This is a genomic window from Shewanella fodinae (genome assembly GCF_014651955.1).
Lineage (GTDB): Bacteria > Pseudomonadota > Gammaproteobacteria > Enterobacterales > Shewanellaceae > Shewanella > Shewanella fodinae.
Genome location: NZ_BMXW01000010.1, coordinates 67,792 through 85,432 on the forward strand (window position 1 = coordinate 67,792; position 17,641 = coordinate 85,432).

General features: G+C 48.3%; 18 protein-coding genes and 1 other RNA gene. 9 read left to right on the top strand and 10 right to left on the bottom strand.

Translation table 11 applies throughout. From position 1 onward, the window contains the following. Nucleotides 1-7 precede the first annotated feature (7 nt). From IE064_RS10645 to zapA, 3 genes are all read right to left on the bottom strand, one after another. Nucleotides 8-673: a 5-formyltetrahydrofolate cyclo-ligase gene (locus tag IE064_RS10645; protein WP_189617851.1), complete on the bottom strand. Its 666-nt coding sequence runs from the start codon at nucleotides 671-673 to the stop codon at nucleotides 8-10. A 25-nt stretch (nucleotides 674-698) separates the two neighbouring features. Then, nucleotides 699-882, bottom strand: a non-coding RNA gene (gene ssrS / locus IE064_RS10650) — 6S RNA. Between the two features lie 32 nt (nucleotides 883-914). Beyond that, a complete protein-coding gene (zapA, locus tag IE064_RS10655) occupies nucleotides 915-1,223 on the bottom strand; it encodes a cell division protein ZapA (RefSeq protein WP_189617801.1) in 309 nt (102 codons plus the stop codon). Nucleotides 1,224-1,449: 226 nt separating this feature from the next. On the opposite strand from zapA, the gene IE064_RS10660 reads away from it, so the two are divergent. The 6 genes from IE064_RS10660 to gcvP all read left to right on the top strand — a co-directional run bounded on the left by IE064_RS10660 (nucleotide 1,450) and on the right by gcvP (nucleotide 9,274). After that, nucleotides 1,450-2,025, top strand: a complete 576-nt coding sequence (locus tag IE064_RS10660; RefSeq protein WP_133040189.1) for a UPF0149 family protein — start codon at nucleotides 1,450-1,452, stop codon at nucleotides 2,023-2,025. Nucleotides 2,026-2,059: 34 nt separating this feature from the next. Continuing rightward, entirely contained in the window at nucleotides 2,060-3,304 is a 1,245-nt protein-coding gene (ubiH, locus tag IE064_RS10665) for a 2-octaprenyl-6-methoxyphenyl hydroxylase (protein ID WP_189617802.1), read from the top strand. Further along, on the top strand, nucleotides 3,304-4,527 hold the full coding sequence (locus IE064_RS10670; RefSeq protein ID WP_189617852.1) for an FAD-dependent monooxygenase: 1,224 nt from the start codon (nucleotides 3,304-3,306) through the stop codon (nucleotides 4,525-4,527). Before ubiH ends, IE064_RS10670 begins: the two co-directional genes overlap by 1 nt. 241 nt (nucleotides 4,528-4,768) lie before the next feature. Further along, the gene (gene gcvT / locus IE064_RS10675) at nucleotides 4,769-5,863 is read left to right on the top strand and encodes a glycine cleavage system aminomethyltransferase GcvT (RefSeq protein WP_189617803.1); all 1,095 of its coding nucleotides are present in this window, start codon (nucleotides 4,769-4,771) and stop codon (nucleotides 5,861-5,863) included. Nucleotides 5,864-5,886: 23 nt separating this feature from the next. Next, on the top strand, nucleotides 5,887-6,276 hold the full coding sequence (gene gcvH / locus IE064_RS10680) for a glycine cleavage system protein GcvH (protein WP_189617804.1): 390 nt from the start codon (nucleotides 5,887-5,889) through the stop codon (nucleotides 6,274-6,276). A gap of 109 nt (nucleotides 6,277-6,385) precedes the next feature. Further along, nucleotides 6,386-9,274, top strand: a complete 2,889-nt coding sequence (gcvP, locus tag IE064_RS10685) for an aminomethyl-transferring glycine dehydrogenase (RefSeq protein ID WP_189617805.1) — start codon at nucleotides 6,386-6,388, stop codon at nucleotides 9,272-9,274. A 264-nt stretch (nucleotides 9,275-9,538) separates the two neighbouring features. Here gcvP and IE064_RS10690 read toward each other — a convergent pair whose 3' ends face one another. The 6 genes from IE064_RS10690 to IE064_RS10715 all read right to left on the bottom strand — a co-directional run bounded on the left by IE064_RS10690 (nucleotide 9,539) and on the right by IE064_RS10715 (nucleotide 13,712). After that, nucleotides 9,539-10,081, bottom strand: a complete 543-nt coding sequence (locus IE064_RS10690) for a YniB family protein (protein WP_189617806.1) — start codon at nucleotides 10,079-10,081, stop codon at nucleotides 9,539-9,541. A gap of 149 nt (nucleotides 10,082-10,230) precedes the next feature. Continuing rightward, on the bottom strand, nucleotides 10,231-10,476 hold the full coding sequence (locus tag IE064_RS10695) for a hypothetical protein (RefSeq protein WP_229799973.1): 246 nt from the start codon (nucleotides 10,474-10,476) through the stop codon (nucleotides 10,231-10,233). Nucleotides 10,477-10,502: 26 nt separating this feature from the next. Next, complete coding sequence (locus tag IE064_RS10700; protein WP_189617807.1) at nucleotides 10,503-11,606, bottom strand: SAVED domain-containing protein; 1,104 nt, start codon at nucleotides 11,604-11,606, stop codon at nucleotides 10,503-10,505. Beyond that, on the bottom strand, nucleotides 11,603-12,094 hold the full coding sequence (locus tag IE064_RS10705) for a type II CBASS E2 protein (RefSeq protein WP_189617808.1): 492 nt from the start codon (nucleotides 12,092-12,094) through the stop codon (nucleotides 11,603-11,605). Before IE064_RS10705 ends, IE064_RS10700 begins: the two co-directional genes overlap by 4 nt. Next, nucleotides 12,084-13,334 carry a nucleotidyltransferase domain-containing protein gene (locus IE064_RS10710; protein ID WP_189617809.1) on the bottom strand — a complete coding sequence of 417 codons (1,251 nt, stop codon included), beginning with the start codon at nucleotides 13,332-13,334 and terminating at the stop codon, nucleotides 12,084-12,086. The genes IE064_RS10705 and IE064_RS10710 overlap by 11 nt, the downstream gene beginning before the upstream one ends. 12 nt (nucleotides 13,335-13,346) lie before the next feature. Continuing rightward, nucleotides 13,347-13,712: a metal-dependent hydrolase gene (locus tag IE064_RS10715; RefSeq protein ID WP_189617810.1), complete on the bottom strand. Its 366-nt coding sequence runs from the start codon at nucleotides 13,710-13,712 to the stop codon at nucleotides 13,347-13,349. Between the two features lie 228 nt (nucleotides 13,713-13,940). Here IE064_RS10715 and IE064_RS10720 point away from each other — a divergent pair, with 228 nt between their 5' ends. From IE064_RS10720 to IE064_RS10730, 3 genes are read left to right on the top strand one after another with little or no spacing between them, the layout of a single operon-like run. Next, a complete protein-coding gene (locus tag IE064_RS10720) occupies nucleotides 13,941-14,483 on the top strand; it encodes a hypothetical protein (protein ID WP_189617811.1) in 543 nt (180 codons plus the stop codon). Next, entirely contained in the window at nucleotides 14,480-14,911 is a 432-nt protein-coding gene (locus IE064_RS10725) for a hypothetical protein (RefSeq protein ID WP_189617812.1), read from the top strand. Before IE064_RS10720 ends, IE064_RS10725 begins: the two co-directional genes overlap by 4 nt. Continuing rightward, on the top strand, nucleotides 14,892-15,698 hold the full coding sequence (locus IE064_RS10730; RefSeq protein ID WP_189617813.1) for an ImmA/IrrE family metallo-endopeptidase: 807 nt from the start codon (nucleotides 14,892-14,894) through the stop codon (nucleotides 15,696-15,698). The genes IE064_RS10725 and IE064_RS10730 overlap by 20 nt, the downstream gene beginning before the upstream one ends. A gap of 159 nt (nucleotides 15,699-15,857) precedes the next feature. Here the strand turns inward: IE064_RS10730 and IE064_RS10735 are convergent, their stop codons facing one another. Continuing rightward, nucleotides 15,858-17,396, bottom strand: a complete 1,539-nt coding sequence (locus IE064_RS10735) for a phospholipase D family protein (RefSeq protein ID WP_189617814.1) — start codon at nucleotides 17,394-17,396, stop codon at nucleotides 15,858-15,860. Between the last annotated feature and the right edge of the window lie 245 nt (nucleotides 17,397-17,641).

The following is a 17,641-nucleotide window of genomic DNA, read 5'->3' on the forward strand; positions in this document are numbered from 1 at the left end:
TCAGCAATCAATCAAAAAAATCAGAGCGATTATCCAGGATAGATGTTGGTGTGACGATAACGGGTAGTGGTTTGTCCCATGGGGCTAGCGGCAGCGTTTCAACTTGTTGACAATCGTGAGCATAGCCGACTGCCAAGGCCTTCATGTGTGGAATGGTTAATGTGCGGTCGTAATAGCCACCGCCCATGCCCATGCGATTACCTTTGGCATCAAACGCCACCAAGGGCGTAAGCAGCACATCTAGTTGCGATGGCAGCACGATTTGCCGTGCATCCAGCTTGGGCTCTGGAATACCAAAACGGTTAAGCGTCATGGGCGAGTCTGCCCGGTAATGTAGAAATAGTAGATTGCCCGGGGTAAACGGGTGTAACACCGGCAGACACGTCTGAATACCCTGTTGCCACAATGCGGGAAATAACGCCGTTGTATCCAGTTCGCCATCGCCGCTGAAATACAGCGATACGGTGTTGATGGGGTGCCCGGTTACTATCAGTTCATCCAGCAACTGCAGCAGCCGTTGTTTAGCCTGTATTGCAGCCTGTTGTTGAACATCGGGGCTGAGATTTCGTCGTTGCCTGCGGATATTACGCCTTAACTGCCGACATGCCTCATCCCGCTCAGACCATAAGTCCTGACGCTGGGCGTGATGACTGGGATGAGGTGCCACGGGCATAGAAGTCATAGGCGCTAAAGTTAGGATGCTCCCCGGCGATGCCGGTGTCGGTGTAAGCCCTTGAACCTAACAGTTCAAGGCGGGCTGCTGGTTACCTCCTAAGGCTTCTCGGTACAAGCCGAGCATGCGCAATGTCAGTAAGAAAGTAGCCCTTTTTTCAAAAATATCGGCACAGGGACATTACCGACTATCGTACACCCCAGGGAGCAAATTCGGCTGGGCGTTGGCCCTTAATCTTAGTTTAGTCTTCTCTGCGGCTGCGCTCAACCAGCGCTTGCTCGAGAGTATGTTGTAACAAACGAATGCGTTCATCCATTTGCTGCATATAATCCTGATTCTTACGTTGCTCAACATAAAGGTCGTGACCAATATTGAGCGCTGCCATCAACACCATATCCTCACGGCTGAGGGCAGGAGTGCGGACTTTAATCTGTTCCAGTTGTTGCTCTAATTGACGGGCAACACTCTGCAACGCCTGTTCTTGTCCTTTCGGACAGGCAATCGAGTATGTGCGCCCCATCAGGGAGATATCTACAGCACAGTTACTCATGTTGCGCGACTTTCCTTTTGCCAGGCTCTTGAGGCGGACTATATAAGCCTCGCCGGTAAAGTGCAAGTTGCCCTGACCACAGTTTTCCATGGTTACCGAGTGATTGCCGATTCCCTGAGCAATCGTTGAAAATCATGGCAATAACCGCAGTTTTCCTTGCTGCCCTTGGTGCAAAGTCACAGTTCTGATAGCATGACAAAGTATTTATCTACGGGACAACTTGGTTATGGCAACTCCCCCATCATTACGAATTGACAATCTCCAGTTGGCGCTGGACAGCGCTGAGATCGGCCAACATCCGGTTGAGGTTCACGGTGCACTGGTAGGTATCATCTGTGGCGGAGCGGTAAAGTCGCAAGAATGGCATCAACCTTTGCTGGAACTAATGAACGACGGGCAGCCATTGCCGTCGGAATTGGCAGGCCTTATTCAGGAGCTGGCGCAAGATACGGTTAATCGGTTGCAGGATGCGGAGTTTGGATTTGCCCTGCTGTTACCGGAAGAGGAAGAATTGCTCGCCGTACGCTTGGAAGCCCTATCATTGTGGACGCAGAGTTTCCTGACCGGCATTGCTATTGCGCAGCCGGGGCTGAATCAGGCGTCGGAAGATGTGCGTGAGGTGATCAAGGATCTGGCTGAAATAACTCAGGTGGATCTCAATGTGGCTGAAGACGATGAATGTGAGCAAGCCTTCCAAGAATTGCTAGAGTTTGTGCGCATGTCCGCTATTTTGTGTTATTCCGAATTTGTGCTGCATCAGCAAACGGATGCCGAGCCCCAGGAACAGGGCATACTGCATTAATACTGGCCGCTAACCGCGGCCCAGTGAGGGATGAATGAATCCGCAATCCACTGATATTGATATTGCCATTGTCGGCGGTGCCATGGTGGGCGCATCGCTGGCGCTGGCGTTGGATAATCTTGGGCGTCAGCTGAAACGGCCGTTAAAACTGGCGCTTATTGAAGCCCATGCACCTGGCACCGGACAATCCGGGTTCGATGCCCGCGCCATTGCCGTGGCGCACGGCTCGCGTCATCTACTGCAACAGTTGGGGATCTGGCCGAAACTGGCACCGCTTGGCACGGCTATCCACGATATTCATGTGTCGGATCGAGGCCATTTCGGTATGACCGAGATCAACAGCCGTAGTTTTAACCTCGATGCCTTAGGGGGAGTGGTAGAACTGGAACGGGTGGGGCAAACGCTGTTTGCTGCGCTGGCAAAAACCGACATCGCGCTATTTTGTCCTGCGGAACTCATTCGCATTGATAGCGAAACCCAAGGCCACACTCTGACGTTGGGCGATGGGCAACAGCTGCGGTGTCAATTGCTGGTGGCGGCGGATGGTGCACATTCCAAAGTGCGGCAACTGCAACAACAGCCACAGCAGATCAGCGCTTTTGGGCAGAGCGCCATTATCGCTAACGTTGCCAGCAAGCGTCCGCATCAGGGCATGGCCTGGGAACGTTTTACTGAACATGGCCCGATTGCCTTATTGCCGATGGCAGATAGTAACGGTCAGCCGCGGCTGTCGCTGGTGTGGGCCATGCCCGAACACGCCGTGGCTGAGCGCTTAGCATTATCGGACAATGATTTTCTTGACGCATTACAACAGGCGTTTGGTCATCGCGCTGGACAGTTTACGGCGGTTGGCAGTCGCCACAGCTATCCGTTGGCATTAAGTTATATGCCGCGACCAGCGTTTCACCGCACTGTGTATGTTGGTAATGCCGCGCAAACGCTACATCCGATAGCTGGTCAGGGTTTTAACTTAGGACTCAGAGATATCAGCGGCTTGCTGGCAGTGCTGACGCCCGTGCTACAACAAGGCGGTGATGTGGGCGCAGTGACGGTGATCCATGATTATTTGGCCTGTCGTGAAAATGATCGGCGACAAACCATCAATAATATTGAATTTCTAGTGCGTGGTTTCTCCAATCAATATTGGCCGCTGGTGGCGGGGCGTAATCTTGGCTTGCGGCTGTTATCTTGGTTGCCACCATTAAAGGTACCGGTGGCACATCGGGCGATGGGGTGGCACGGCCGCGAAGCCTGTATGGCACTAGCAAGGAGTCGATGATGTTTAAATCGCAAAGCTATGATGTTGCCGTTGTTGGCGGTGGCATGGTGGGGCTAGCGACCGCTTGCGGGCTAGCCGAAGCCGGATTATCTGTATTGGTGATTGATGCCGCTGCGGCAGCACCTGTCAGTGGCGAGCCTAAACTGCGTGTCAGTGCCATCAATGAGGCCAGCCGGACATTGCTGGAACATCTCGGCGCTTGGAGTAACTTGCCTCAGGCGCGCTTGGCGCCTTACAGCAAAATGGATGTGTGGGATAAAGACGGCATGGGCCGTATTCAGTTTGATGCCGAACAACTGAGTGCGGATAGCCTAGGTGCCATTATCGAGAACGATGCTATCCATTATGCGCTGGCGCAGCGTGCTGCCGAACTAGATACGTTGACACTACTGGAAAACTCTCGTCTGCAGCGACTGGCATTTGGTGAGCGTGAAGCCTGGTTGACGCTAGAAAATGGCGACAGCTTATCGGCCACCTTAGTGGTTGCCGCCGATGGCGCTAATTCTTGGGTGCGGCAGCAATGTCAGATCCCGCTGACATTCTGGGATTATGATCACCATGCCATTGTGGCCACTATCCGCACCCAGTTACCACATGGCAATTGCGCTCGGCAGGTGTTTTCTGCTGCAGGCCCGCTGGCATTTCTGCCGTTATATGATGCGCATTTGTGCTCTATCGTTTGGTCACTGCCGCCGGAGCAGGTCAATGAACTACTGGCGTTAACACCACAACAGTTTAGCCAACAGCTAACGGCCGCATTTGATGGCAAACTGGGGTTATGTGAACTGGTTAGTGAACGTCAGAGTTTTCCGTTACGGATGCGTTATGCCCGACATTTTGCTCAGCATCGGTTATTACTGGCTGGCGATGCAGCACATACCATTCATCCGCTCGCCGGGCAGGGAGTCAATTTGGGCTTTTTGGATGCCGCGGCGATTATCGACACCGTTACCAAGTTACATGATGCGGGTAAAGATATTGGTGCTTATGAGAATTTGCGTCCGCTGGAGCGCTGGCGTAAAGCTGATGCCATGCAGATGATTACCGCAATGGAAGGTTTGAAACAGCTGTTCAGTGGCAGTCACCCGCTGAAAAAAGCACTGCGCGATTTAGGTCTCAACTTGGTGAATAATACTGCTCCCGTGAAAACTGTGTTCATGCAACAGGCCATGGGACAAAAATTCAACTTACCCCCACTTTGTCGAGCCGATAACGGCCGTTGAAACCAGTTCAGTAACTCCTTAAAAACAGCCTGGAAACTGCGAGTTTCCGGGCTTTTGTTTTTTATCGGCGGTTATCTAGGTGAATTTTATTCAAGTTAATAATAAGAAAAACTAATCCGAAACTTTCGGATTAGAAATTTCCCATGTATACATATTTCGCACGCAAGGTATACTTTTCCGGCACTTCAAACTGATGTCAGGTGTGATAAATACCTGAAGGCCCCGACAGAAAGGGATAACAATGGCTAATAAAACTGTACTCTTTAACAAGCATCTTGAAAGCAATGCCAAGATGGTTGATTTTCACGGTTGGGACATGCCTCTGCACTATGGTTCCCAGATTGAGGAACACCACGCGGTGCGTAATGACGCTGGCATGTTCGACGTTTCCCACATGACGGTAGTCGATGTGACTGGTAATGGTGCCCGTGACTTTTTGCGTTATTTGCTGGCTAACGATGTAGCCAAACTGCAACAGCCCGGCAAAGCGCTGTACAGCGGTATGCTGAACGAACAAGCCGGGGTGATTGATGACCTGATCACTTACTACTTGAGTGACACCTATTATCGGGTGGTGGTGAACTCGGCCACGCGTGAAAAAGATCTGGCGTGGATCAACGCCCAGGCTAAAGCCTTCGCCGTTGCCATTACTGAGCAGCCACAGTTGGCGATGATTGCCGTGCAGGGTCCGAATGCCAAAGCCAAAGCTGCAACGGTATTCAGTGATGCCCAAAAAGCGGCTGTTGACGGCATGAAGCCTTTCTTTGGCGTACAAGCAGAAAGCCTGTTTATTGCCACCACCGGTTACACCGGTGAAGCTGGCTACGAAATTATGGTGCCAGAAAACGAAGCCGCAGCACTGTGGCAGGCACTGAAAGATGCCGGCGTTGCACCTTGTGGTCTGGGCGCGCGCGATACTCTGCGTCTGGAAGCCGGGATGAATCTTTATGGTCAGGATATGGATGAAACCATCAATCCACTGGCCGCCAACATGGGCTGGACCATTGCTTGGGAACCTGCCGACCGCGACTTTATTGGCCGCGCCGCACTGACTGCCATTAAAGCGCAGGGCAGTGATAAATTGGTGGGGCTGGTGATGGAAGAAAAAGGCGTGCTGCGCCACGACATGCCAGTATTTTTCACCGATGCCAACGGTAACGAGCAGCAGGGCGTGATCACCAGTGGTTCCTTCTCGCCCACATTAGGCTATTCTATTGCCATGGCTCGGGTTCCTGCATCAATCGGGGATTCAGCCGAGGTGGAAATGCGTAAAAAACGCGTAGCGGTTAAAGTGATTGCGCCAAGCTTTGTGCGCAACGGCAAACAAGCATTCTGAAACACGGGAAAGGATTAACAAGAATGAGCGATATTCCTAACGAATTACTGTACACATCGTCGCACGAGTGGGTACGCGAAGAAGCTGATGGCAGCTACACCATCGGGATCACAGAACACGCACAGGAACTGCTGGGCGACATGGTATTTGTAGAGCTGCCAGAAGTGGGCGATACCATTGATGCTGGTGATGATTGCGCCGTGGCTGAATCTGTAAAAGCTGCATCTGATATCTACGCGCCGCTGTCAGGTGAAGTGATTGCGGTTAACGAAGCACTGGAAGACAGTCCCGAACTGGTCAACAGCGATGCTTATGGTGATGGCTGGTTCTTCCGTATCAAGCCTTCAGATGTGTCCGAACTGGACAACCTGCTGGACGCAGAAGCCTATCAGGCTGTCATCGACGAAGAATAATCGTGGGTGTCAACGAAGCCCTTGTTAAGGGCTTCGTGCGTTTAAAAAAGAGACCGATACAGCGCCGCCCTACGGCTGCATATCGGCGAATACAGAATTAAGGTTAATCATGACCAAGCAAACCCTCACTCAGCTAGAGCAGCACGATCTCTTTATCCGCCGCCACATTGGCTCCGATGACACCCAGCAACAACAGATGCTGGATTATGTCGGTGCCGAGTCTCTGGAAGATTTGACCGCGCAGATAGTCCCGGGATCGATTCGTCTGAACCGGGAACTGGCGCTTGATGATCCCTGTGGCGAAGCCGCCGGTACTGAGTCAATCAAGCAGATTGCCGCCAAGAATAAAGTCTTCAAAAGTTACATCGGTATGGGCTACTACGGCACCGATGTTCCTGCCGTTATTCAGCGTAATGTGCTGGAAAATCCCGGCTGGTATACCGCATACACGCCTTATCAGCCCGAAATCGCCCAAGGCCGTCTGGAAGCCATTCTCAACTTCCAACAACTGTCCATGGATTTGACCGGTTTGGATCTGGCCTCCGCCTCACTGCTGGACGAAGCTACCGCGGCTGCTGAAGCCATGGCCATGGCCAAGCGTGTCTCTAAAGCTAAAAAAGCCAATATCTTCTATGTGGCGGATGATGTATTCCCGCAGACACTCGACGTAGTGAAAACTCGCGCCGAATGTTTTGGTTTTGAGGTGCTGGTCGGCCCGGCTGACGAAGCCGTTAACCACGAAATTTTCGGCGCGCTGTTCCAGTACAGCAATAAGCAGGGCGCTATCCGTGATTACACCGCACTGTTTGCCCAACTGCACCAACAGAAAGCCGTTGTTGCAGTTGCCGCTGACATCATGTCGCTGGTGCTGCTGAAGTCTCCTGGCAGCATGGGCGCAGATATCGCCTTTGGTAACACCCAGCGCTTTGGTGTGCCTATGGGTTACGGTGGCCCACACGCGGCGTATTTCGTCACTAAAGACGAACATAAACGCTCTATGCCTGGCCGCATCATTGGCGTATCTAAAGATACCCGCGGCAACGTGGCATTGCGTATGGCAATGCAGACCCGTGAACAGCATATCCGCCGTGAAAAAGCTAACTCCAATATCTGTACGGCGCAGATCCTGCTGGCTAACATGGCGTCTTTCTACGCCGTGTATCATGGCCCAGATGGTCTGAAAACCATCGCTAATCGCATTCATCGGCTGACCGATATTTTGGCTGCCGGACTGCAAGCCAAAGGCGTAACACTGCTAAATAGCACTTGGTTCGAAACCTTAACATTCAAGGTGGCAGACAAAGACGCGGTTATCGCCCGCGCGCTGGCGGCACAAAGCAACCTGCGTATTGATGCCGATGGTGCCCTGGGTGTGAGCCTGGATGAAACCACCACTCGCGCCGATGTTGCTACGCTGTTTGATATCATCCTCGGTACTGGTCACGGGCTGGATATCACCGCGCTGGATGCCACGATTGTGGCGGCGGGCAGCAATTCGATTCCTGCGGCACTGCTGCGTGATGACGCCATTCTTACCCATCCGGTGTTTAACCGCTATCACAGCGAAACCGAGATGATGCGTTACATCAAACATCTGGAAAACAAAGATCTGGCGCTGAACCATTCAATGATTTCTCTCGGTTCTTGCACCATGAAGCTCAACGCCGCGGTGGAAATGCAACCGATCAGCTGGCCAGAATTTGCTAATCTGCATCCATTCTGCCCACAGGATCAGGCGGAAGGTTATCACGAGCTGGTACAGAACCTGAGTGACTGGCTGGTGGAAATCACCGGTTACGATGCCGTATGTATGCAGCCAAACTCTGGCGCCCAAGGCGAGTACGCTGGCTTGCTGGCAATTCGTCGATACCATCAATCCCGTGGTGAAGCACATCGTAACGTGTGCCTGATCCCACAGTCTGCTCACGGTACTAACCCCGCATCCGCCCACATGGCGGGCATGCAGGTGGTAGTGGTGGAATGTGACAAGCAGGGGAACGTGGATATGGATGACCTGCGTGCCAAGGCGAGTGATATGGCCGCCAATCTGTCTTGCATCATGATTACATACCCGTCAACGCACGGTGTGTATGAAGAAACCATCCGCGATATCTGCCAAGTGATCCATCAGCACGGTGGTCAGGTGTATCTCGACGGTGCCAACATGAACGCGCAGGTGGGCATTACCTCACCCGGATTTATCGGCGCTGACGTGTCACACCTCAACCTGCATAAAACCTTTGCTATCCCGCATGGCGGTGGTGGCCCAGGCATGGGCCCTATCGGTGTCAAAGCGCATCTGGCACCGTTCGTTGCTGGTCACAGCGTGGTAAAACTGGGTAAAGCCTGTGATAACAACGGCGCGGTTGCGGCGGCGCAGTACGGTAGCGCTGGCATCCTGCCCATCAGTTGGATGTACATCAAACTGCTGGGCGCCAAAGGACTGCGGTTATCCACTCAGAATGCCATGCTCAACGCTAACTATCTGGCGAAGAAGCTGTCTGAGCACTATCCCGTGTTGTACCGTGGCCGTAACGACCGCGTGGCACACGAATGTATCATCGATTTGCGGCCGCTCAAGGAAGCTTCCGGTGTCACTGAAATGGATATTGCTAAGCGCTTGAACGACTACGGTTTCCACGCGCCAACCATGAGCTTCCCAGTCGCGGGTACGCTGATGATTGAGCCAACTGAATCTGAATCAAAAGTGGAACTGGATCGCTTCATCGACGCCATGGTGTCTATCCGTAGCGAAATCGCCAAAGTGGCCGCCGGTGAATGGCCAGCGGACAATAACCCGCTGCACAACGCACCGCACACCATGGCTGATATCATGGACCCAGCGTTTGACGAACGGCCTTACAGTCGTGAACTGGCCGTGTTCCCATGCGATGCCGTGCGTGCCAACAAGTTTTGGCCGACGGTCAACCGTATTGATGATGTTTACGGCGACCGGAATTTGTTCTGTAGCTGTGTGCCTGTTTCTGAGTACAAGTAAATGGCTTCTTATCTGTCACTTTCGAATAAAGTTTGAAAGTAAATCATATACAAAGAGCGCCGTAAGGCGCTCTTTTGGTTTGTAGAGTCATATGTTACTGATAAAAAATATGGGCTGTAAGTTTGCGGTTTACAGCGGTAAGTACCTTTTTCTAACAGCCGAATTAAGCTGAGTGTGGAGTACTGAAATTACCAAGATAAAAACGCCTCGATAATTGGGTATTTTAACGGGCTGTGAAGAGGGAAAAATCTTTTTGCTTGTATTTTATATCCCCATTACTTTTAAGATTACAGCGCCAACAACGGCTGTAACAACCGGGGCAACGTACAACTGATGCAATTGTGAAAATATAGTTGAAGATGACACCTCGATTGACTCTTCAATTTGTTGCCGATTTCTGCCTCCAGCCACTTTAATTGACTCTTCAATTAATTGGTCTTCAATCTTTTGGCTTATTTTTTTTAAGCGGTGGCTTAATTTTCCTCCCGAAGCAAAATACGCCAAGCCCACAAAAAACAATACATACACTGCAAAGAAGTACAAATTCTGTATATTCGTTAAATCTGCCAAATCTGGCGTTGGAGAATGCTGCCAAAATATATTTAATATATGTGTATTCTCGTAAATTAACTGCACCAACTGTTTGAAAGGCATGGCAATAGCACCACCAAATGCCGTGCCATCATCCAATCGAAAGTACAACATTTTAAGCACAGAAATGACGGTGGATATAATAGCTGGTAATGCCATGACTACCCCAACAATCTTCTTAAACAACGCTTTCGATTTAGCTTCATGGAAATTCACGCAACACTCCATTTAATATTTAGAAAATTCTGATACCGTCATGAAGGCACTAACTTTCATCTCACAACCAATATGAGAAAAGTGAACCTCATACCCATCTTCTGAGCAATCCTGAATAACGCAGAGCTGCATACGCAGCCCTAAACGTACTAACGTTTTTTATCTGACTGTGATAGCACGGAAGCCGCCAGAGACTTAGTCGTCTCGTTGTACTTGTCGCTTTGCAGTACTGCCGACGCCACGCTCTCCATTTCAGTTCCGGTCTGGTGCGATGTTCCAGCTTGACTGAGGACTGAACCTGCCAAGGTTTTCTGGATTTGAGATGAACCACTGTCCGTCAGTACAGACGAAGCCAATGATGCCATCTTTGATGAACTTTGCTTTTTGTTAGTCATAATTGACTCCTTTTCACGGTTAAACATCAAACGACATGCTTGAATTCGGTTTGAACGACTGACGGTATTTCGCCTACTTCATGGGGAATGAGTAAACTCCAGGGATATCTCACTGGTTGGTGACGTTCGTATTGATAAACTGAAACGCTGGGAAGATTGCGCTTGTCATAGGCCTGTCCAAATCTGAACGCCACACTGTTTTGTGAGGCCAACACCAAATGAATGTGATCGACCCCTTGACCCAGCAGTTTTTTGCAATATTCAAGGAAATCCCCGCTTAGCCGATCTTGCTTTTCTTTCGACCAGTGGTTGTTTCTGTCCAGCGTAGATAGCGACAAATAGTGAACCGGCAATCCAGAGAAAACTGAAGCAATGGCCTGCCTATCAACGGGGTAAGACACCGAAACCGCTAACACAACGGAATTACCTTTGACCGATGAAGGTTCAATGGTAAATTGCTCTGCGTCGTCAGCGCCATCCAGTCCTCGCCAGTCCGCAATATCTCTATCCCAGTCATAAACAGAGATTTGGCTTTCGTCATCTAGCAGGTAGCCGGTATAAAACGTAAATGGAACTGGCGAAACTCCGCCATAGGCGATTGAAATATCAGATGCCGCTAACTGAGCCGTCTTCTCTGACAGACTCATTTTCAAATTATTAACCCTAGCTAACGCCACATCCGGTCTAGTGATTACGTTGTCGGTAATCTTTTCCCGGATGTCATTAACTATTGATTCGACCTGCCACGAGCACTTGCTTTTTATAAACTCGCTTAGTGGTGAATCCGATGTATCGACCAAGCCTCGTTGTTCGATGACTATGGTTTTCTTTTTGTTGTTCCGCTTTTTTTCGTCCCTATAGCGCTGGTATTCCCAAGCCGCTCCGAACACAATCAACCCGATTTCGACAATTAAACAAATACCTACAATAAACTGCGCCGTACTTGAAGATTGATAGCCCAACACCAAGGTTCTCTCTGCATCTTTGTACATGAACGATACAGCCCAACTCCCAGCCAACGTCGGAGGTAAAAAGTAAACCCCAGCCCTGAAAACCATCAATGCCGGTGAACGCTTCCTAAACAACCAATCTGCGGCTTTTTCAATAAAATAACTGATAGCTTTTTTCATCTTCCGCTATCCTCAATCGTATCATGTTCAACACCACCGCCGTCCCATTCACCGCTGGATAACCAAAACTCAAAGTACAATAGCCACATTGAAGCCCACGGCAGGATCGTGTTTGCCAAGAACATGGTTGGTTGCCATTCGCTGACTTTGTTTTTTTGTTTGACCACCGGTAAGTAGAGACAGAGTTGAGTGCCCCTAATACCAGTTTGATTCTGATAGATATGAGGTATCTTTCGGCCTTGAGCCAAGGTTGATAAATCAGGATTTCTAACGACGCATACGGGGGGATGACTGAGGGTATATCGAATAACCACCCGGTATTCCCTAGAAAATGGCAGTGGCTGAATCGTTCCCTCCCACTGCACCGTTTTGTCATTATCGGATATCACTACTGTTCCGGGGCAAAACTGCTTTAGAGCTAGGTATTGTTCGCGTATACCAATTATCGGCTGTTCCAATCGCCTTAAAAACGAAGGATCAGTCCCCATAAAACTGATTCCTTTTAACAGGCATAACTGGGGTAACAACTCGTGAAGCCGAATGAGCCTTCCCTGCGATGGCTGCTATTATCGCTCCTGTACCCAGCGCTACGCCCAGATTTCCATTATCCCTATTCGCATTTAAGGACTTGATAATTAGGTCTTTGGCTGCAAGTACTGGCCTTTGACCAAATGCACCAGACAGTGCTGCAAAAACGTTATCCATGCCTTGGTTATTTGCCCCCGCCAGACTCTCAAACGTATCGACTGCGGCTTGGTGCCACGCATAAAATGCCTTCCGGTATCTTTGCCCCTCTAGCCTTTCGACACGATTCCACTTTTCAGCGTAGTTTTCAGGTCTCATTGTGGGATTTGTAACAAGGACCTCATCAAAATTGCTCTCGATATGTAGAGGCATCAGTTCGATAACGTCCAGGATCAAGTCAAACTCGTTGTCGTATTCTTTTCCAGACTTCACAACTTCTACATAAGCTTGGCTGGCCAACATCGTGATTATCACAGAGATTGGTCTGAAATCAGCGTGTAGGTTTCCATCAAGTTGAGACCAAACATCCCGATGGCGTTTCAAAATTTGGACAATTCGATTGAGCGGCTTCTTCTTTGACTGATCCGGTAATTCCGTAACGGATTTGTTGGTCAAAGCTTCTAGTAATATTTGCCTTCTGCGAATTACCGGCAACATGGAACAGGCTTTATCAAATCCTTGAGCCATCCCTTCCGGGTTAGACTCTTTGAAGCTAGTATGTTTATCAACTACCCATAGAGGATGGCCCGGCAATCCAAGAAGGTTATATTCCTTTGCTGGCGTAATGTCTAAGTGGTAATCGCCCTTGTAGTTGATCCGAAGACCCCTTGGTAGGTCTTCCACCAAGTCCTTGTATACGTCGTTATCCAACAGATGCTGTTTAACCACTTCAACAATCTCGTCTCGTGTCGCATATCCCGCGTGTGGTAAAAACAGAATAAGATCTACGTCAAACTCTTCCTGAGATAACGGCTTGTTTGTCGTTCGCAATCTCATGGATCCCTGAGGGTATATCTGAGCATCTTTCAGTAGAGGATGGTCACAACTCGCCAGATAATTACCGACAGCTTTATAGGCTGTCTCAATACGCTCTCGCTGGGTTTTTGTAAGGTCAAGGTTGTTAAACACCGAGTCCAACATCTCCACCAACATGGTTTTCTTGTGCTCGCTTAGAGCACGGGCATTAGTAAATAGTGCGGTCATGGCCTACCTCCATCAAAGTTTTCCAAGGAAAGGAAGGCCTTTTGGCGTTGATGCATCACATATTAAGTGACTAAGGTAAGCTACCCCACCTATCAACATTAACCCCCTGATAAATTTTTCGAACGGTTCTTCTGGCGACCACCGATAAGCTTTGACCAATCCAGCGGTAAGTAATGTCAGTACGGTTACGCCATGAAAAAACTGTCTGTGATTGGGATGACATGCAGGCTCTAAAATGTCCGGTAGTTTTCCCATTAAGGCTCCAATAACTGGAGCAATGGCAATATGATGGCTAACTGGATGCTTGTTTCTATCAAGTAAAGTGGTTGTTACGCTCACTCCAGCACCAACCAACATATGCGTCTGTGCGTTTGGCATATATTGTTATCCTTATTAATTCGGTAACATCTAAATATTCAGTTCTGTCCTATTTATTAAGGCGGAACGCTGGTCAGAAACTGGACATTGTTCAGAAAATTATTTTTATCCAAATTAATTGGGTAACATCTAAATGTGCAGTTTTGCCCTATACCTAATAAGGCGAAACTCAGGTTTAAAACTGGACAATGTCCAGAAAATTATTTTTGTCCGTCTTAGGGAGTAGCAATGAAGGACTACGACTACTACACGGTCGATGAGATTTTGCAGGCGCTGGAGTCAAATACTGATGAAGTACTAACAAGAACGACAATCTTGTCTAAGTACCTCGTAAAAAAATCAAGATTGACAGTTGAAGCTGATGAGGTATTCAACGAAGCATTAATGCGGATTCTCAGCGATACCAGGCATATGCCGAAAGATATCCCTCTTACAGTCACAATTGGTAATGTGATTCGGAGTATCTGCAACGGAATGGCTGAACGAAATCAGGAAAAGGTTTTCAAATACTCAGAATCAATTGATGGTTACAGCGAAACAATTACCGATACCACTGATGATAATGAAGACGATACTGACCCAAGATGGAGAATTTTGATGAGTATCTTTAGTCAAGATGATGGCGCTATGAGGTTTTTGGCCGCGACACAAGAAGGCCAGAATAAATCGGAAATCGTGAAGTCAGTCTTTGCCGGTGATGAAACTGCCTACGACACGACTCGTAGGCGTATTGTAAGAAACGGACAAAAGTACCTAAAGGAGGCTGGATGATGGCTAACAAAGAGATGAACAATTTACTCGAAGATATCATGATCGAGCATATTGCCAGCGCTCCCGTTAGTGAGCTTATGGCTGAATACAAGCTAACTTCTGATGAAATTCAGACGACTCAAGCGCGTTTGTTACATCGAGTGAAAGAGTGCAAACAGCAATACAAAAAAGCGAGACTTACGGCAGCCAGAACAAAGTTAGAAGCAGAAAAGAAAAAACATGAAACAGTCGATGTAATGAGCTATTTGGCGAAAAAAGGGAAAGATGCAAAGGAGGTTCTTATTGAACTTTTAATGCAACAAAAATTGCCTGAAAACCTTACTTTGGCATTTCGAGAAGGCAAAGAATTCAATGATGAAGATGCAAATCAGATCGTTGCAAACTTGATAGCTATGGGAGTGATTGAAGTTGACGATAAAGGCGATTAAGGATTTTGTCGAATCGTTATACATAGACGAATTTGCTATTTCAGAGCCAAAAGAAATAGATATTGAAGCAATTGCATATGAACATCAGGCAATCGTATTAGAAAGACCTCTAAATGGTTGCGAGGCAATGATTATTGGTGCTGGAGACAAAGCGACTATCACTGTCAATTCAGCCAGCAACACACCGAGAAAGCGGTTTTCTGTTGGACATGAGCTTGGCCATTGGTTTAAAGATCGCGGGAAAGTGGGCAACTTGTGCTCACACAGTGATATGGAGAGTCCTAGTGGTGTGTCTAAAAATCGTGAAAACATTGCCAATAGTTATGCGTCTGAACTGCTTGTGCCTAGTTACTTGTTAAAAGCTCATTTGGCAGGTAGTCGCCTCGACTTAGACTTAATGAGTTCAGTTAAGTCAGCCTTCGACACAAGCTTCATGATGACCATGCGACGTGTTATTACCAGCGATCACCATATGGGCCACTTTGTTATCTATCGTAAAGATGGAAGCCGTTATCTGTTCGACAAGAATAGTAATTTACCTGGATGTTTCTACCCAACCAATATAGCCCCAGAAGGATCTAAAATTCATGATTTGATATTCAATGGCATTAAATCTAGTCCTGGTGAAGTAGATGGTAGTGTGTGGTGCAGAGAAGGTTGGGCGGATGATGGAACAGTCCATGAACACGCCTTTCAGTACCATAACGACATGTTTATTAGTCTGGTTTGGTGGGAAGATGAAGAGCCTATTTGGCAGTGTATCAATAGTAAAGAAGGGGATAGCTGATTATAATATTTTGGTCAGACAAGTAAAAATAACCGTCTCACCGTAAACGGGATTATTACGTGCAGGCTTCAACAGGTCAATTGTATTAGTTCAGACTAGATCTGCGACGAAACTTGTATCTGTCTTGATTTGCTTGTTCAGCTCTTGCCTAATAACTACTTAAAGAATATTCTTCGGCACGATTCTGCGTAATTTCACCCCTATGCGTTTGGATAAGCTCTCCTCGCTGTCGGGGTTAAAGTCTTTGGTGACTTGCCAGGCGTTGTCGGCTTCCATCTCTTTTAGCATGGAGGCTTTTACCTCTTGGGTGATCGCTAGCGAGTTGATCACTGTGATACTTTCAGTATTCAGGTTGGCGCTACGGGGATCAAAATTGTAGGTGCCAATCACGGTGATGTGGTTATCAATGGTCATGGTTTTGGCATGCAGGCCGAATATCGGCACGGTGGCTGAGCGTTTGTACATATGCTCCGACATCACTCGTTGCCTGATTTTGGCGTCGGGTCTGAATTCATAAACTTCTACGCCGGTATCTAGCAATGCGGCTCTGTTGCGTTGATATCCGCTAAACGCTTCTAGGTTGTCGTTGGAGGCCAGACTGTTGGTGAGAATTTTAATGCTGATACCTTGCTTAACCAATTTACGCAGGAATGCTCGGTCGCTTTTGGTGGTGATTAAATAGGGTGTTTGAATCACAATGCTGTTGGTGGCGGTTTCAGCCAGTGCTACCAATTTATCGTGGGTGATGCTGCCACCACCGAGGAAATGGCTACGATCATTCTTGCCCGGCATGTCGGCCACATATTCCACGTTATCGACAAATAAAAACTTACCTTCATCCGCAAGCTGTTTGAAGGTGGCGGGTACGTCTTCAATCTCTGCCCTAATCTCTGGACTGAAATTGGCGGGGTTGCAGGCGTAGGAATGTAGCCGTGAAAATTCGGGGTTGGCTGGGGATGGCAGTTTATCAAACAGTTCGGTGATAGGAACACTGAGCTTGCTTTGCCAATACTGCTCAAAAGAGCTTTCCACTGATTTAACGGCTTTACCGGCCAGAAACACGTCTCTGTCTCTGAAGTTATATTCGTGGTCGAAACCAAAATATTCATCGGCAATATTGCGGCCACCGGTAATGGCAATTTGCTGATCAACCAGAAAGACTTTGTTGTGCATGCGTTGGTTGATGCCGTGAAAATCGGTCAGCAGTGCGGTAACCTTTTGTACGATATTCTTACCCACGTTCACGTTTGGATTGTAGATTTTAATCTCAATATTCTTATGGGCGTCTAACATTAACAGCTCATCGCCGCGTGCTTCCAACATGATGTCGTCCACCAACACCCGCACTTTAACGCCGCGTTCTGCTGCCCGTACTAAATAGTCGGTGGCAATCAAACCCACATTATCAATGGAAAAGATAAAGTATTGTACGTCAATGGTTTTCTCCGCTCGCTCGGCCAACCAAGCCCGAGACATCATCGCCTCTGTACCTTGTTCCAATACATAAACACCGGTCTTATGCTGCATTTCAGTGGCATAGGGCGCAGTAAACTCAGAGAGCGTTCGCGTGGTGCTAGTTTGTCGCACAGCACAATAATCACGATCGGATAACGGCACACTATCCGGGGTTGAGCCGCAGCCAGCAATGAGCAGCAAGATAGAAGCTAAAACGATATGGACGCAGGTTTTGTTCGACATAAGTACGGATAACAAGCAAATATATTTATGTTGGAATTGAGTAACATACTCGTTTGAGCAAATGATGTCACCGTTACGGTTAACGTGACCTGTATTAGTTCAGATGTTAATTTCTGTTGTAGTGAAAAATCAGGACAGCCACAAAATTTTATGAGTGGTTCATAGGTTCGTTATGGCTGCTCCTATTGTCATTTAATCTTAAGTCAGAGAGGTAAACGTTTTCTCTTTCATAGTCTTATATGTTT